The following is a 14,534-nucleotide window of genomic DNA, read 5'->3' on the forward strand; positions in this document are numbered from 1 at the left end:
AAGGTGCGCCATCCCAAAACCACCTTTCTCCCTACAAAACACGATTCCCCATTGTCATTCCCCTGCATCACACCTTAACTAGAGATACGGCCCGAGAGCGGGTCGGTGAGTTTCGCTGTTTCAAGCCCCTTGAGGCGTTGAAGCAACCGATTGGGCCTTGAGAGAGGCCATGAGACGCCAGCGCACCCACGGATACGATGCGGTGACGCGGCATATAAATTGGGGCAAAGGCCGAGGTCGATGCCCTGGAGAAGAACCGCGATGACGCGCGTGAGCACACAGATGTCTCCCAGCTGTGGCCGAGGAAATCGGCCCCGCCGCGCGTCTTATTTCGCTTTGAACAGACACGACCGACGCGCCTTACCTCCCCCAGGGCCAGGCGCGCGCGGGGCGTGCAACGGATTAAAATGGCTAAGAAAATGCTTATCGACGCCACCCACGCGGAAGAAACCCGCGTTGTGGTGGTGGACGGAAACAAGGTTGAGGAATTTGACTTTGAGTCCGAGAACAAACGCCAGCTTGCTGGCAACATCTACCTTGCAAAAGTAACACGGGTCGAACCGTCGCTTCAGGCGGCCTTTGTGGACTATGGCGGCAATCGCCATGGGTTCCTCGCCTTTACGGAAATTCATCCCGATTACTATCAGATCCCGGTCGCAGATCGCGAAGCGCTCATCGAAGAAGAGCGCGCCTATGCCGAGGCGATGAAGGCGCGCGACGAGGAAGAAGAGAAAAAGCCCAAACGCACGCGCCGCCGCCGATCAAAGGCGGCCAAAACCGAGGCTGAGGATGCGGTTGTGACAGGTGAAGTCTCTGGCATGGAGACCATAGACCTAGAAGACGGCGAAGGCGCAGAAGCAGACAGCGACAGCGAGGAAGGGCTGTCTCCAATGGAGACCGTCGCAGAGACGCCCGTTGAAGAACCCGAAGATGCTCAGGAAGAGGCCTCTGAGACCCAGCCTGACGATGTAGAAGACGACGTATCCAAGGGTGATGAGACCGCGGACGCCGAGGGCGACGACGACTCAGACGACGAAGACAAGTCCGGTAAGCGCTCGGATGCGTCCTCAAAGGACGAATCCATCGAGTCTGTGGCAGATGAAGATGACCAGGATGACATCCGTCCGCCGCGCAAACCCCGCCCACGTCGCTACAAGATCCAGGAAGTGATCAATGTGCGCCAGATCCTTCTGGTGCAGGTTGTTAAGGAAGAGCGCGGCAACAAGGGCGCTGCACTCACGACCTATCTGTCGCTCGCTGGTCGGTATTGCGTTCTCATGCCCAACACCGCACGAGGCGGTGGGATCAGCCGCAAGATCACCAATGCTGCGGATCGCAAGAAGCTCAAGGAAATCGCCAACGAGATCGACGTGCCGCAAGGTGCGGGCCTGATTGTGCGCACGGCAGGGGCCAAGCGAACCAAGGCCGAGATCAAGCGGGACTACGAGTACCTGCAGCGGCTTTGGGAGCAAATTCGTGAGCTGACGCTGAAATCTATCGCGCCTGCGAAGATTTACGAGGAAGGCGACCTCATCAAACGCTCGATCCGTGATCTCTATAACCGTGAGATCGACGAGGTCCACGTGGAAGGCGAGCGCGGCTATCGCATCGCCAAGGACTTCATGAAAATGATCATGCCGTCCCATGCCAAGAACGTGAAACACTACAACGAGGCGTTGCCGCTTTTTGCGCGTTATCAGGTCGAAAGCTACCTCGCGGCGATGTTCAACCCCACGGTGCAGCTCAAATCGGGTGGCTATATCGTCATCGGCGTGACCGAGGCGCTTGTCGCCATCGATGTGAACTCTGGCCGGGCCACAAAGGAAGGCTCAATCGAGGACACTGCGCTCAAGACCAACCTGGAAGCCGCCGAGGAAGTGGCCCGTCAGCTGCGCCTGCGTGACCTTGCGGGCCTAATCGTGATCGACTTCATCGACATGGATGAGCGCAAGAACAACTCTGCCGTTGAAAAGCGCATGAAAGACCGGCTCAAGACCGACCGTGCGCGCATTCAGGTGGGCCGTATTTCCGGCTTTGGCCTCATGGAGATGAGCCGTCAGCGCCTACGCCCCGGTATGATTGAGGCCACGACGCAGCCGTGCCCGTCTTGCCATGGCACTGGTCTCATTCGGTCGGATGACAATCTTGCGCTCAGCATCCTGCGTCAGATCGAGGAAGAAGCCACCCGCAAACGTTCGCGCGAGGTGCTGGTGAAATGCCCGGTGGGGATTGCCAACTTCCTGATGAACCAGAAACGCGAACGCGTGGCGCATATCGAGGCTGCCTATGGTCTTTCGGTCCGCATTGAGGGTGATCCTGCATTGATCAGCCCCGATTTCAGCCTCGAGAAGTTTAAAACCGCAACACGGGTGGTGAAAGCTGCCGAGACGGTTGTGTCGGCAGGCAGCGCGCTGCTTGATGATCTGGATATTCCCGATGAGGAAGAAGAGACTGCTGTCGAGTCCGTAGAGACGGATCCTGATGCAGAAGAGCGCCCAAAGAAGCGCCGTCGCCGTCGCCGTCGCCGGTCGCGCAACAAGAACAACAACCAGGGTGAAGACGCGAATACCGCTGAAGAGAATGGTGAGAATTCCGAGGCCCAGGCCGAAGAGGGCGGTGAGGCCTCGGCGCCTGAAACTCCATCTGACGCCGAAACGGATGCGCAGCCCGAGGAAAATCCAAAGCGCAAGCCGAGGTCCAGGTCTCGCAAGAAAAAGAGAGCGAAGACACCGAAAGCGCGCCTGAGGCGGAAGAGGCGAAGCCGGAAGCAGAAGAGGCCAAGGCGGAGCCGGACGCGGAGCCTGAAAAGCCAAAGCGCAAGCCCCGCACGCGCAAGAAAAAGGTGGATGCCGAGGCTGAAGCGATTGAAGTACAAGATGCAACAGAGGCTGAACCCGTGGCCGAAACTCCGGCCGAACCGGAGCCGGAAGCACCCAAGAAACGCACCCGCACGCGCAAGCCTAAGGCTGAGCCAGCCCCAGAACCAGTGGCTGAGGCAGCCCCGGAGCCTGTAGCGGCAGAAGAAAGCGCCAAGCCCAAACGCAAGGGGTGGTGGTCAGTCGGCTAGTCCCGGACGGCCCTAGAGTTGAAAACAGCGTCTCTTTGAGGCGCTGTTTTGCATTCCGGCGTAATATCAGACCGCTTTGCGCACGAGATAGGCCTGATGGCCCCCGGCCTCGGTGATCTCAACCAATTCGTGGCCTGCTTCAGCACAGAAATGCGGCACGTCGACAACCGCTGCCGGATCATCCGCCAAAAGGCAGGCCGTGTCGCCTATTTTCAATGATTTGATACGCTTGCGCAGTTTCAGCACAGGCAGGGGGCATAACAGCCCTCGGGCATCTATCGTTTCTTCCCAATTCATGATGTGCACTTATGTCCTTGGTCACGGCCTGTCCACAGAGATGTGACTTTTAGCCGGGTGACGTTACAGGGCAAATCAAATAGATAGAGCACATGTTCGGGATAGAGATCATAGACGCAGCCTTGCTGCCTGCCATGATGGTCGCCTTGGTGGCGGGCGTATTTTCTTTCCTCAGCCCCTGTGTGCTGCCCATTGTGCCACCTTATCTGGCCTATATGAGCGGCGTGTCGGTTACCGACCTCAACGAACAGTCCGCGGCGCGCAACAAGGCAATTGTCCCGGCACTTTTCTTTGTTTTGGGGCTCTCAACGGTCTTTCTGTTCCTTGGCTTCGCGGCATCCGCCGCCGGGCGTGCTTTTTTACAATACCAAAGCTATTTCAATGTGTTGGCGGGCGTTATTGTGATGGGATTCGGGGCGCATTTTATCGGCATTTACCGCATCAAGATCCTCGACCGGGAAGCGCGCCTTGATGTGGGCGATCAGGGTGGATCGTCGTCGGGGGCGTATATCCTTGGCCTCGCCTTTGCCTTTGGCTGGACGCCTTGCATCGGTCCGCAGCTGGGCGCGATCCTGTCTCTGGCCGCCTCTGAGGCCTCCGTGACACGCGGCACCTTCCTTCTGGGTGTTTATGCGGTGGGTCTTGGCGTGCCTTTTCTGCTTTTTGCTATTTTCCTGCCCAGGCTTGGGGGTCTTATGTCCTGGATGAAACGTCATATGGAGCAGATTGAGAAAATCATGGGGCTGCTGCTCTGGACCATCGGATTGCTCATGCTCACGGGAGGTTTCTCGGCCTTCTCCTACTGGCTGCTCGAAGTTTTCCCTGCTTTGGCCTATGTCGGCTAGGCTCTACCGCTGACACAAAGACTACGCTAACCTGCCTCGCAACAGAGGTCCGGAATGAGCAGTCAAACCACCCCGCAAATCCGCACGCGCCGCGTGTTCTACATTCCGGGATATGACCCGTTTCCGCCCCGGCGTTATCGTGAGCTGTATCGCAAGGAAAGCACGGCACAGGCAAAGGTGTCCGAGTACGACATCGCGCTGAAACCTCAAGCTGAGGGGGCGGGCCGCTACGGATGGCACGTAGACGCCAAGATTGATGGGCAGAACGTGGCCACCGATGTCACGGTTCTGATGTGGTCGGACATTGTTCAGAACAGCATGGAACGCGGGATTGCTGGGACCTATGTCCTGCTGCTGCGCACCGCTTGGACATACATCGCGTCAGGCGCTCTCTTTCGGCTCATGCGGCTACGCAAGGGGCCGGTGATTGCTGCGCTTTATCCCGTTGGGTTTCTCCTGGTGCAACTCATCTTGTCCTTTGTCGCCGGTGCCGCCACGATCTGGTTGGGCAAGACATACCTGGTTCCGTGGTTAGGGCAGTTCGGGGATGCGGCCTCGGGTATCGCGGGTGTTGTTGTCTTTGTTGGAGTTCTGAAGTGGTTCAAAGCGCAGGATGCCAGGTTCTTTGCCTATTACCTGATGCATGACTACGCGTATTCGGCGCAATTCAAGGGGGCCAATCCGCCGGAGCTTGAGGCGCGGATGGTGGAGTTCGTGGAAGAAGTCGCCGAAGCTTTGAAAAGTGATGTTGATGAGGTGCTTGTGGTGGGTCATTCCTCGGGTGCGCATTTGGGGGTGTCCATTCTGGCCGATCTGGTGCGCACCAAAGGCGTTCCCGAAATGAGCCCGATCCTGTCATTTCTGACATTGGGACAAGTCGTTCCGATGGTGTCTTTCCTTCCTAAATCGCATCGGTTGCGGGCCGATCTGCAAGTCATGAGCGCGCAAACGCAAATTCCCTGGGTCGACGTGACTGCACCCGGAGATGGCTGTGCCTTTGCGCTCTGTGATCCGGTGAGCGTGTCGGGTGTCGCACCTGAAGGTAAATTCTGGCCGCTGGTGATCTCTGCTGCGTTCACGCAAACGCTGAGTCCCGAGCGCTGGCGTGCGCTGCGTTGGCGGTTTTTCCGGCTACATTTTCAGTATCTCTGCGCGTTTGACCGTCCTGGGGATTACGATTATTTCCAGATCACCGCCGGGCCGCTGAGCCTTGGGGCACGCTACGCCGAACGGCAACCCTCACCCAGTCGGATCGAGACACCCGCGTCGCGCTACACGAGCGTGACTGCATGACCCTGCCGCCCAAACCGGCATCGCGTGAGGGGCGCGTGTCTCTCTGGCGCTATATGCGTTTGTTCAAGCAAGATCTGCTCTCGGCGCAGCCTGCGAGGCTCTACCGCGCTTGGATGGCCGAATTCCGCACGCCGTTCTTTCGATCATACCTGTGCAATCAACCTGATCTCGTTAATCTGGTGCTGAAAGAGCGCCCCGATGACTTCCCCAAGTCGGACCGTATTCGCGAGGGGCTAGCGCCTTTGCTGGGCAATTCGGTGTTTGTCACCAACGGCGAGACATGGAAGCGGCAGCGGCGAATTATCGACCCCGCGTTTGAAGGCGGGCGGTTGCGTGACACGTTCCCGGCGATGCTGGCCGCAGGACAGGGAGCAGTGACGCGTTTGGCAGACATGGCGGATGGTTCGCCCTTGGAAATCGAGGCACAGACCAGCCATGCGGCGGCCGATGTAATTTTTCGCACGCTGTTTTCGCTGCCCATTGAGGATGAACTGGCCGCTCAAGTGTTTGAGGCGTTTCGCGCCCATCAACGCACGCAACCAGTGGTCAATCTGGCCGCTTTGCTGCCTCTGCCGAAATGGATGCCGCGCCCTCACCGGCGAGAAACGCGTGACACCGCGCGGCACATTCGGGCGCTCATCACGCAAATGACGGAACAGCGCATGATCGAGATCAAGGCGGACAACGCGCCGAATGATCTGGCAACAAAGATCATGACGACGGCTGATCCGATAACAGGTCAACGCTTTGAGACCGAGGAAATGGTTGATCAGGTGGCCATTTTCTTTCTCGCTGGTCACGAGACTAGCGCGTCGGCGCTGGCCTGGGCGCTGTATCTTCTGGCGATGTTCCCCAACTGGCAGGACCGCGTGGCTGAGGAGGTGGGGGATGGCGAGATCGGTTTTTCCGACATTGCGCGGCTGAAGAAAACACGTGATGTGTTCCGCGAAACCTTGCGGCTTTATCCGCCGGTACCGATGATGGTACGTGAGGCGGCATGCCCGGAGCGGTTCCGAGATCGCGACGTGCGCCAGGGCAGTCAGATTGTGTTGAGCCCTTGGCATCTGCATCGCCATGAACGACTTTGGGAGCAGCCGGATGAGTTTGATCCCGGACGGTTTGACAGTGAGAACGGCAAAAGCGGTCTGCGCGAGGCGTATATGCCGTTCTCGGCTGGGCAACGCGTGTGCACGGGGGCAGGGTTTGCGATGATCGAAGGCGTGCTTTTACTGGCGCTCCTGGTGCGCGCCTACCGGTTTGACCTTGTGCCAGAGCGGCCTGCCATGCCGGTGGCGCATCTAACGGTGCGGGGCAAGGACGGGATTTGGCTGAAGGTTACGCCTCGAAATTGACGGGGAAATCCTTTCAGAAAGGATTTCCCAAAAGCCTTCAGAAGGCTTTTGGGTCAGTAAAGAACCTGAACACGGTCATTGTTGCAGAAGATGACAATCTGCCCGGAGTTCTCTACGGCGTGATACCCGCGGCGCTGCACTTCCCTCAAAAAATGGCTGCGTCCGACAATGCGCTCTACATCCCGCGTGCTGCGGCGCACCACGCCGCCTACGCGTGCGGCCTTGGCGTCGAAGATTTTTTGCATCCAGATGTCAGCAGGCAGCATGAGGTGTAGATGGGACATGCGTTTAAAATGCGTGGGGCAGGTTAAAGTGCAGTTAACCGCGATAGTGGCGCAGCACGAACACCCGGATGGCCGAGGCCAGTCCGATCTCAACCCCGCGCGCCTCGTCTATTTCCGCAGCGAGTGCATTGATCGGTTGTCCGCGCTCAGCTGCAATGTCCCGAAAGGCCTGCCAGAACTCATCTTCCAAAGACACGCTGGTGCGGTGTCCGCGCAAACTGAGCGAGTGTTTAACAGGCCGTCCGCTCATTCGTCGCGCCGATGCTGCTCCAGCGTTTCGCGCGCTTTTTGCGAACGCGTTGCGTCCAGCTCTTTTTCCGCCTTGGTTCGCCCGAACTTCGCCGCGTTCTCATCAGCCCTCGCACGGCGGTCTACGCGCGTCCGGGCCTTGCGGACCTGGTTGAGGTTGACGGGTTTGCTCATGCGTCCTTCGGGCCGATCATATCCTCGGGACGCACCACGCGGTCAAAGGTTTCTTCGTCGACAAAGCCAAGCGCAATCGCCTCTTCCTTCAGCGTCGTGCCGTTCTTATGCGCGGTTTTGGCGACCTTGGTGGCGTTGTCATACCCAATGGTCGGCGCCAACGCCGTGACCAGCATCAGGCTTTCTTTCATCAGCTTGTCGATGCGCGGTTCATTGGCCTGAATGCCCAAAAGCATCCGTTCGGTAAAGCTGTCCGCGGCATCGCCCAAAAGCTGGATCGACTGCAGCAGGTTGTAGGACATCATCGGGTTGTAGACGTTCAACTCAAAATGACCTTGGGATCCGGCAAATTTCATTGCGGCATCATTGCCCATAACATGCGCGGCCACCTGCGTCAGCGCCTCTGCCTGTGTCGGGTTCACCTTGCCCGGCATGATGGACGAGCCCGGTTCATTTTCCGGTAGGATCAATTCGCCCAGACCAGACCGTGGACCAGAGCCCAGGAACCGGATGTCATTGGCAATCTTGTAGCAGCTGCCCGCCACGGTTGCCAAAGCCCCTGACATGAACACCATGGCGTCATGCGCAGCCAAGGCTTCGAACTTGTTAGGCGCCGTGACAAAAGGAAGCCCGGTGATCTCCGCCATATTGGCCGCCACGGTCTCGCCCCAGCCGTGCGTGGTGTTCAGACCCGTGCCCACCGCTGTACCGCCCTGGGCCAGTTCGTAAATACCTGGCAGGCAGGCCTCGACGCGGGCAATACCCTGTCGGATCTGATGCGCGTAGCCGGAAAATTCCTGCCCAAGCGTAAGCGGCGTGGCGTCTTGCGTATGGGTGCGACCGATCTTGATGATGTCTTTGAATTCCTCGGATTTCCGCTCCAGTCCGGCCAAAAGTTTCTGCAGCCCCGGCAAAAGTACATCGCGCACGCTCATCGCCGTTGCGATATGCATGGCTGTGGGGAAAGTGTCGTTCGAGGACTGTCCCATGTTGCAGTGATCATTGGGATGCACGGGGTCCTTGGAGCCGATTGTGCCGCCCAGGATTTCAATCGCGCGGTTGGCGATAACCTCATTGGCATTCATGTTGGATTGCGTGCCAGAGCCGGTTTGCCAGACAACCAGCGGGAAGTGATCATCCAGCTTGCCATCCACCACTTCACTGGCCGCCTGAATGATCGCATCCCCCAGCTTGGCGTCTAATGCGCCAGAGGCTTTGTTAGCCATCGCGCAGGCCTGTTTGATCACCCCAAGCGCACGCACGATCGCGACGGGTTGTGTCTCCCATCCGATGGGGAAGTTCATCAAAGACCGCTGTGTCTGCGCACCCCAGTATTTCTCGCTGAGAACCTCCAGAGGGCCGAAACTATCGGATTCGGTGCGCGTCTTGGACATGGTGGTGATCTCCGTCGGAATTGCCATGCCCTGTCTTACCGGAACGGTGGCGAAGTTCAATCACCCGCAACGTTCACGATCCGGGACATTTTGCTATTTGCGGAAACTGTCGAGGCTGACCACATCCGCTTCGTCGGCTGTCTCGGGTTCCGGGGCTGCGACCTCTTCATCGCTGCTGTCAGTTTGGGACGCTGTGTCTTCTTCGTCCTCGTCTTCCTGCGACTCAAACCGCAGACCAAATTCCACAGACGGGTCAACAAAAGTCTGGATCGCGTCATAGGGGATATACAGATTCTCCGGTTGATCCCCGAAATTCAGTGTCACGGAAAAGCCGTCATCTGTCACTGTCAGATTGTCGAACCAATGCTGCATCACCACAGTCATTTCACTGGGATATCGTTCTTTCAACCAATCGGCGATATTGGTCTCAGGATGTGTGGTCTCAAACGTGATAAAGAAATGGTGCGCGCCAGGCAGACCATTGTCACGCACATCGCAAAGCACATCCTGAATCAGGTTGCGCATCGCGCGGTGCATCAGTTTTCCGTAATCGATGGAGCGCGTCATTTACCACCCTTCGGTCGTACTGCGACTCAGCATAGGGAATTTACGGCAAAACAAAAGGGCTCAGAGACCGAAGATCGGCTGTGAAATGCCCGCAAGAGTAGCCATTGCGAGAAGCGTGGGCACCATGGGCCATCGCAACTTGAGAAAGATCAAGGCAGCGAGGGCTATGAGAACGGCGTTGAACCATAACAGGCTGTCTATCTCGGGCAGGGGACCGAAACGCGTTTGCGGCACTTGCGCAAAGAGCACATGCAAAGTGAACCAGACGGCAAGGTTCAGGATAACCCCCGCCACGCTGGCGGAAATGGCGTCAAACGCACCTTTGAGCCGCGGGCGGGCAAGCAGGGCCTCCACATAGGGTGCTGCGACGAAAATCCAAAGGAAGCATGGGATGAACGTGACCCATAGCGTTATGACCGCTGCTGCTAGCGCCAGACCCGGCCCGCCAGTTTGAAAGCCGGTCAGAAAAGCGGTGAACTGTGTGACCAGGATCAGGGGGCCGGGCGTGGTTTCTGCCAGGCCCAGGCTGTCGATCATCTGATCGGTGGTGAGCCAACCATAGGATTGCACGATCTCCTGCGTCATGTAGGCCAGCACGGCATAGGCGCCGCCAAAGGTCACGATGGCCAGTTTCGAGAAAAACAGCGCCATGTCGAGCAGCAGGTCGGCCTCGATGAGCCAAAGAAGCCCGATAGGGGCCGCCCAAAGTGTTCCCCAGATCGCAACTGTGCTGAGAGTTGCTGGGCGTTCCGTTACGGGCGTTTGCGAGGTTGGTTCTGCGGCGGGTTCAGACAAGACCCAGCCTATGAGGGCCGCGCAGGCGATTATGATTGGGAATGGCACGGACAGAAAGAAGATCGCGATAAACGCCGCAAGGGCCAGACCGCGGGAAAGGCCAGAGGTAAGCGCGCGGCGCGCCAATTTGAAAAGCGCCTGAAAAACGATGACCACAACAGCGGCCTTGATGCCCATGAACGCGGTTTGGACGAGCGGAACCTGCCCAAAGTAGGCGTAGCCAAAACCAAGCGCTGTGATCACCAGCGCGCCGGGTAACACGAACAGCAGCCCTGCCAGTAGACCGCCCGGAACCCCACGCAACCGCCATCCGGCATAGGTGGCCAGCTGCATCGCCTCCGGCCCCGGCAAGAGCATGCAAAAGGACAGCGCTTTGAGAAACTGGTCTTCAGTCAGCCATTTGTGGCGGTCCACAAGTTCGGTTTGCATGAGCGAGATTTGCGCCGCCGGTCCGCCAAAGGACAGGACGCCGATGCGCCCAAAGACGCGAATGAGCTCAGAAGTGGAAACCTGCATCATGCGCCCCGGCTGCTCGGCCAATCATGGGTTTCCTCATACCCATCTCGTGCCCAGCGGTACAGGGCATCATAAAGCGTCAAGCCCGCCTCAAGCTGGGCATGATCGTCGCGGAACTGGCGCGACAGACCAACGGACAAGGCCAGAAGGCCAGCAGCGACGGGATGGTCGGCATTCCGGTTTGTGTCGGCGGCGCGAATGACATCTGCCATGCGGGACAGGGCCGGGGAGGTCAGTTTGAATTCCTCCAGCATGGTATCAAAAGTGCATGCGTCGCCACGATGCGACCAGAACACGCCTTCGATATCAAAAGGCACGGCGTTGAACTTCTCAGCCACTGCCTCAACATCGTCGGGCGAGACAAAGAGAAACCGCGCCCCCCGGTCAACGAAGCGGCGAATAAGCCAGGGACAGGCAATTCGGTCAATCTTGGGCCGGTGCCGCGTCACCCAGAGCGTCTGACCGTTCATGGGTTGGGGCAGGGCGCTTGCTGGTACTCGCAAACTGTCCTTGGCCTCGCGCCAGCCAAACATGCCACCTTGCAGATACTCTGCCTCAATGCCTTCACTGCGCAGCCAAGCTGTCACCCCCTGACTGAGCTTCAGCCCCTTTTGACAAACAATGATCGCGCGCGGCGTTTTCAGCGTTTCGATCAAGCCGGGGATATCGGTATGCGGATGCCGCCGCGATCCTGGGATAAGAAACGGATCGTCGGCAAAGTCCTCGTCGATGCAGACATCAACAATGTCCGGGCAATCGGGCGTGCCAATCAGGCGGTTGAGTTGGGAAACAGTAATTGCATTCGGTGCAGGCATGGCAAAAGCATCCTCTGGTCCAGGCGTTTTGCGCAAGCAAACGCGTTTCAGTGGATGCGACTTTGGGCCAAAGCCTCACGGGGCAGTCGCAGGATGGCCCCATGGTGTAATGATGGCTGAGAGACAAAGGGCGGTCAAGCGCCGTAGGGCGAGGTTCCACCCCGCCGGATAAAAACCGTGGCAAACCCCCACCGGCACATAATTCGCTGTAAAATGAAAGTGCAGGCTTCTGTTGCCAGGTGCCTGCGAACCCCGCCTAACCTTGCTAGAGGCTAGGGCTTAGATTTCGGCTTTTCGCACTGCTTACGCAGCGAGAGCAACCGGAGCTTTGTTGTCGTTTGCAACTAGCTTAGGTGTACCGATAACGGTGGTAACTCACCGGGACAAAGCTAACCCCTTTAGACGTTCGTCGATCCTGTTTCGACCCCATGATCCCCAAACGAAGGAATTTTGGTGGAGTCGCCGGGTACCGCCCCCGGGTCCGATCCGCTTATTACGAGCGCGTTTATGTCCATAGTCCCGAAGGACAAAAGGAATATAAGCAATGCCAGAGGGTTTGCAAAGATGTGCTTTCTTCGGGCCTGACCGTGACTTTCACGTGCGACCGCGCCGACACAACGCAGGAAATTTGGCAAAACCCTATGAAAATCAATAATTTTCGGCCCTCAAAGGCGGGTGATTTTGGTTTTTTGCGGCCTTAAATTCGCGAATATTAAGCAATTTGAGCGAGGATTTGCCGGTTTTTGAGAACAATTCACCAAAACCGTGCAGTCGCAGAGAATCATGCTATCTATCCTTTCAGATACCTAACGATCCGTTAGCGCGCATGATGCAGGTTGGTCCCTTCTAGTCGCATAGCAGATCGTGTCGAGAGCGGAATTCGACAACCAGCTCTTGGGTGGGGCAGAGGTCGGCCAGCGAAAAGCAGGCCGACCTCTCTACTTTTGGGCTCCTTGTTTTTGCAGACAAGACAAAGAAAAACCGGCGCTGCACTGGGCGAGCGCCGGCATTTTTGTCTTAAAGGCTTGGGTTATTCGGCCGGGTTTGCCTCAGCCGCGCCATGCTTCTCACGAAGCCCATCGCGGTAAAGCGCCTTGGCCAGAGCTACACACATCAGACCCATCACCATAGTAAAGGGCAGCGCACCGATGATCATGGCGTTTCTCAACGCGTCCATCGGATTGTTTTCACCCGCCGCAATGATCAGCGTGCCAATCACCGCCGTCAGGATCAGACCCCAGATGATACGGTGCTTGATGCCTGTTTCCTGACTGCCACCAGACATGATGGTGTTCATCACAAGGATGCCGGAGTCCGCTGATGTGACCAGGAAGGTCATGATCAGCACAACGCACATGATCGTCAGTGCCGAGAGAAGGCCTGGCTCAAGCATCTGGCCCAGCGTGACAAAGAGCTTTGCCGTGTTGGATGCGCCAACAATAGCGCCTTCTGCAGCGCCGCTCATTTCAAGGTCGATCGCTGTGCCGCCCAGAATGGTCATCCAGGCAAAGCAGACCAGCGCCGGTGCGATAACGCAGCCGATGATGAACTCACGCACGGTGCGGCCTTTGGAAATGCGCGCCAGGAAGAGGCCCACAAAAGGCGAGAACGCGATCCACCAGGCCCAGTAGAACGTGGTCCATCCGGCTTGCCATCCAAACTGACGCCCTTGGTTGCCCGCTTCATAGACAGCCGCAAGCGTGGCATCGTCCAGTTCCGCCGCAGCACCTTCAAGGCCCGACTTGAAGACGTCAAAGCCTACAGAACCGCCCCAAGCGCTCCAGGCGTTGGTGGCCCCGGCAAAAAGCTCACCGGCCAGCGGTTGCGCCGCTTCTGGGATGGCCGCAGCAAAGTCTGCTTCAGATTGTGGTCCCCAAGCGGAGAAACTAATCGAGAAGAAGTTGATGATGTAGTCAACAAATGCTGAGCCATAAGTCGACATCGCAAATGTGAAAGAGCCGAAGATCACAAAGGTGAGCAGCAAGATCACCGAGAGGACCAGATTGAGGTTCGAGAGGTACTTCACCCCGCGCCCAACGCCTGATACAGCCGATATGATCGACATCCCCATGATCATCAGCAAGCCCGCAATCAGGCCGACTTTGCCCGGTGCAGGGGCTTCGCCTTCGACGATGTTCATCATCCAATCCATGCCGGTGATGGCATAGACACCGTCGATGAACTGGCTCACGCCATATCCGATCGTGACAGACACACCAAGGATCGTGGCCACAACACCCAGCACATCAACGACGTGACCCAGAAAACCGTTTAGCGCAGACCCAAAGAGCGGGGTCAGCGCAGAGCGGATCGTCAATGGCATGTTGCGTGTGTAGGCGTAATAGGCGAGGCTCAGCCCGGTCACCACGTAGATGGCCCAGGCATGAAAGCCGTAATGCGCAAACGTGTAGCGATAGGCCGACTGGATCGCTTCTTCGGTGTTGCCTGTAACCTCTCCTGCGACGACGACCGGGTTCGATCCCCACAGGCTCAGCGGTTCAGCCGTCGCAAAGACCATCAAACCCACGCCAAGACCAGCCCCGAACATCATGGAAAACCAAGAGAAATTCGAAAACTCCGGCTTTTCGCCGGGTGGTCCCATCACGCGTGCGCCAGTTTTCGGCATGAGGGCGACGGCCAGCAAGAAGAAGACAAAACACCCCACAATGATGATGTAGAACTGGTTGAACACTTCTAGAAGTTGACTGTTCAGACTTCCCAAAGTGCCATTCGCATTGGCAGGAAAGACCAAAGCCCATAGCACAAGGCCAACCATAATTGATTTAGAAATCAGCGCGATAGGCAGGCTGTTGTCTTTATAAAAGCCTCCATCCTGCGTTTTGATGTCCACGTCCGTGAACGGTGGTTTGATACTCATTTGATATG

12 protein-coding genes, 1 other RNA gene and 1 pseudogene are annotated in these 14,534 nt (G+C 57.5%); 5 read left to right on the plus strand and 9 right to left on the minus strand.

Going from position 1 to position 14,534, the window contains the following annotated elements:
- Positions 1 to 407: 407 nt before the first annotated feature.
- Positions 408 to 3,067 (plus strand): annotated as a pseudogene (locus RZ517_RS09500) (Rne/Rng family ribonuclease).
- 66 nt (positions 3,068 to 3,133) lie between these two features.
- Here the strand turns inward: RZ517_RS09500 and RZ517_RS09505 are convergent.
- Complete coding sequence (locus RZ517_RS09505; RefSeq protein ID WP_338547924.1) at positions 3,134 to 3,364, minus strand: sulfurtransferase TusA family protein; 231 nt, start codon at positions 3,362 to 3,364, stop codon at positions 3,134 to 3,136.
- 92 nt (positions 3,365 to 3,456) lie between these two features.
- On the opposite strand from RZ517_RS09505, the gene RZ517_RS09510 reads away from it, so the two are divergent.
- From RZ517_RS09510 to RZ517_RS09525, 4 genes are read left to right on the plus strand one after another with little or no spacing between them, the layout of a single operon-like run.
- Positions 3,457 to 4,209, plus strand: coding sequence for a cytochrome c biogenesis CcdA family protein (locus tag RZ517_RS09510; protein WP_338547926.1), 753 nt, complete (start codon positions 3,457 to 3,459; stop codon positions 4,207 to 4,209).
- Positions 4,210 to 4,263: 54 nt separating this feature from the next.
- Complete coding sequence (locus RZ517_RS09515) at positions 4,264 to 5,502, plus strand: hypothetical protein (RefSeq protein ID WP_338547929.1); 1,239 nt, start codon at positions 4,264 to 4,266, stop codon at positions 5,500 to 5,502.
- A complete protein-coding gene (locus RZ517_RS09520; RefSeq protein ID WP_338547931.1) occupies positions 5,499 to 6,854 on the plus strand; it encodes a cytochrome P450 in 1,356 nt (451 codons plus the stop codon). The genes RZ517_RS09515 and RZ517_RS09520 overlap by 4 nt, the downstream gene beginning before the upstream one ends.
- Positions 6,827 to 7,129: a hypothetical protein gene (locus RZ517_RS09525; RefSeq protein WP_338547933.1), complete on the plus strand. Its 303-nt coding sequence runs from the start codon at positions 6,827 to 6,829 to the stop codon at positions 7,127 to 7,129. The genes RZ517_RS09520 and RZ517_RS09525 overlap by 28 nt, the downstream gene beginning before the upstream one ends.
- A gap of 43 nt (positions 7,130 to 7,172) precedes the next feature.
- On the opposite strand, the gene RZ517_RS09530 is transcribed toward RZ517_RS09525, so the two are convergent.
- The 8 genes from RZ517_RS09530 to RZ517_RS09565 form a co-directional block, all read right to left on the minus strand.
- Positions 7,173 to 7,388, minus strand: a complete 216-nt coding sequence (locus RZ517_RS09530; protein WP_338547935.1) for a ribbon-helix-helix domain-containing protein — start codon at positions 7,386 to 7,388, stop codon at positions 7,173 to 7,175.
- Entirely contained in the window at positions 7,385 to 7,561 is a 177-nt protein-coding gene (locus RZ517_RS09535; protein WP_338547937.1) for a DUF4169 family protein, read from the minus strand. Before RZ517_RS09535 ends, RZ517_RS09530 begins: the two co-directional genes overlap by 4 nt.
- Entirely contained in the window at positions 7,558 to 8,955 is a 1,398-nt protein-coding gene (gene fumC / locus RZ517_RS09540; RefSeq protein ID WP_338551132.1) for a class II fumarate hydratase, read from the minus strand. The genes RZ517_RS09535 and fumC overlap by 4 nt, the downstream gene beginning before the upstream one ends.
- Positions 8,956 to 9,048: 93 nt before the next feature.
- On the minus strand, positions 9,049 to 9,522 hold the full coding sequence (locus tag RZ517_RS09545) for an SspB family protein (protein WP_338547939.1): 474 nt from the start codon (positions 9,520 to 9,522) through the stop codon (positions 9,049 to 9,051).
- Positions 9,523 to 9,582: 60 nt separating this feature from the next.
- Complete coding sequence (gene chrA, locus RZ517_RS09550) at positions 9,583 to 10,836, minus strand: chromate efflux transporter (protein ID WP_338551133.1); 1,254 nt, start codon at positions 10,834 to 10,836, stop codon at positions 9,583 to 9,585.
- The gene (locus RZ517_RS09555; RefSeq protein ID WP_338547941.1) at positions 10,833 to 11,648 is read right to left on the minus strand and encodes a sulfurtransferase/chromate resistance protein; all 816 of its coding nucleotides are present in this window, start codon (positions 11,646 to 11,648) and stop codon (positions 10,833 to 10,835) included. The genes chrA and RZ517_RS09555 overlap by 4 nt, the downstream gene beginning before the upstream one ends.
- Before the next feature lie 218 nt (positions 11,649 to 11,866).
- Positions 11,867 to 12,215, minus strand: a transfer-messenger RNA (tmRNA) gene (ssrA, locus tag RZ517_RS09560).
- A gap of 463 nt (positions 12,216 to 12,678) precedes the next feature.
- A complete protein-coding gene (locus RZ517_RS09565; protein WP_338547943.1) occupies positions 12,679 to 14,526 on the minus strand; it encodes a BCCT family transporter in 1,848 nt (615 codons plus the stop codon).
- Positions 14,527 to 14,534 lie beyond the last annotated feature (8 nt).

The sequence above is a fragment of the Roseovarius sp. S88 genome, assembly GCF_037023735.1.
Classification (GTDB): domain Bacteria; phylum Pseudomonadota; class Alphaproteobacteria; order Rhodobacterales; family Rhodobacteraceae; genus Roseovarius; species Roseovarius phycicola.

Bases quoted from the DNA above. Each gene is read 5' to 3' on its own strand.
- RZ517_RS09520 (WP_338547931.1), top strand. From the start codon at position 5,499: ATGACCCTGCCGCCCAAACCGGCATCGCGTGAGGGGCGCGTGTCTCTC.
- RZ517_RS09505 (WP_338547924.1), bottom strand. From the start codon at position 3,364: ATGAATTGGGAAGAAACGATAGATGCCCGAGGGCTGTTATGCCCCCTG.
- chrA (WP_338551133.1), bottom strand. From the start codon at position 10,836: ATGATGCAGGTTTCCACTTCTGAGCTCATTCGCGTCTTTGGGCGCATC.
- RZ517_RS09545 (WP_338547939.1), bottom strand. From the start codon at position 9,522: ATGACGCGCTCCATCGATTACGGAAAACTGATGCACCGCGCGATGCGC.
- RZ517_RS09510 (WP_338547926.1), top strand. From the start codon at position 3,457: ATGTTCGGGATAGAGATCATAGACGCAGCCTTGCTGCCTGCCATGATG.
- RZ517_RS09515 (WP_338547929.1), top strand. From the start codon at position 4,264: ATGAGCAGTCAAACCACCCCGCAAATCCGCACGCGCCGCGTGTTCTAC.
- RZ517_RS09555 (WP_338547941.1), bottom strand. From the start codon at position 11,648: ATGCCTGCACCGAATGCAATTACTGTTTCCCAACTCAACCGCCTGATT.
- RZ517_RS09565 (WP_338547943.1), bottom strand. From the start codon at position 14,526: ATGAGTATCAAACCACCGTTCACGGACGTGGACATCAAAACGCAGGAT.
- RZ517_RS09535 (WP_338547937.1), bottom strand. From the start codon at position 7,561: ATGAGCAAACCCGTCAACCTCAACCAGGTCCGCAAGGCCCGGACGCGC.
- fumC (WP_338551132.1), bottom strand. From the start codon at position 8,955: ATGTCCAAGACGCGCACCGAATCCGATAGTTTCGGCCCTCTGGAGGTT.
- RZ517_RS09530 (WP_338547935.1), bottom strand. From the start codon at position 7,388: ATGAGCGGACGGCCTGTTAAACACTCGCTCAGTTTGCGCGGACACCGC.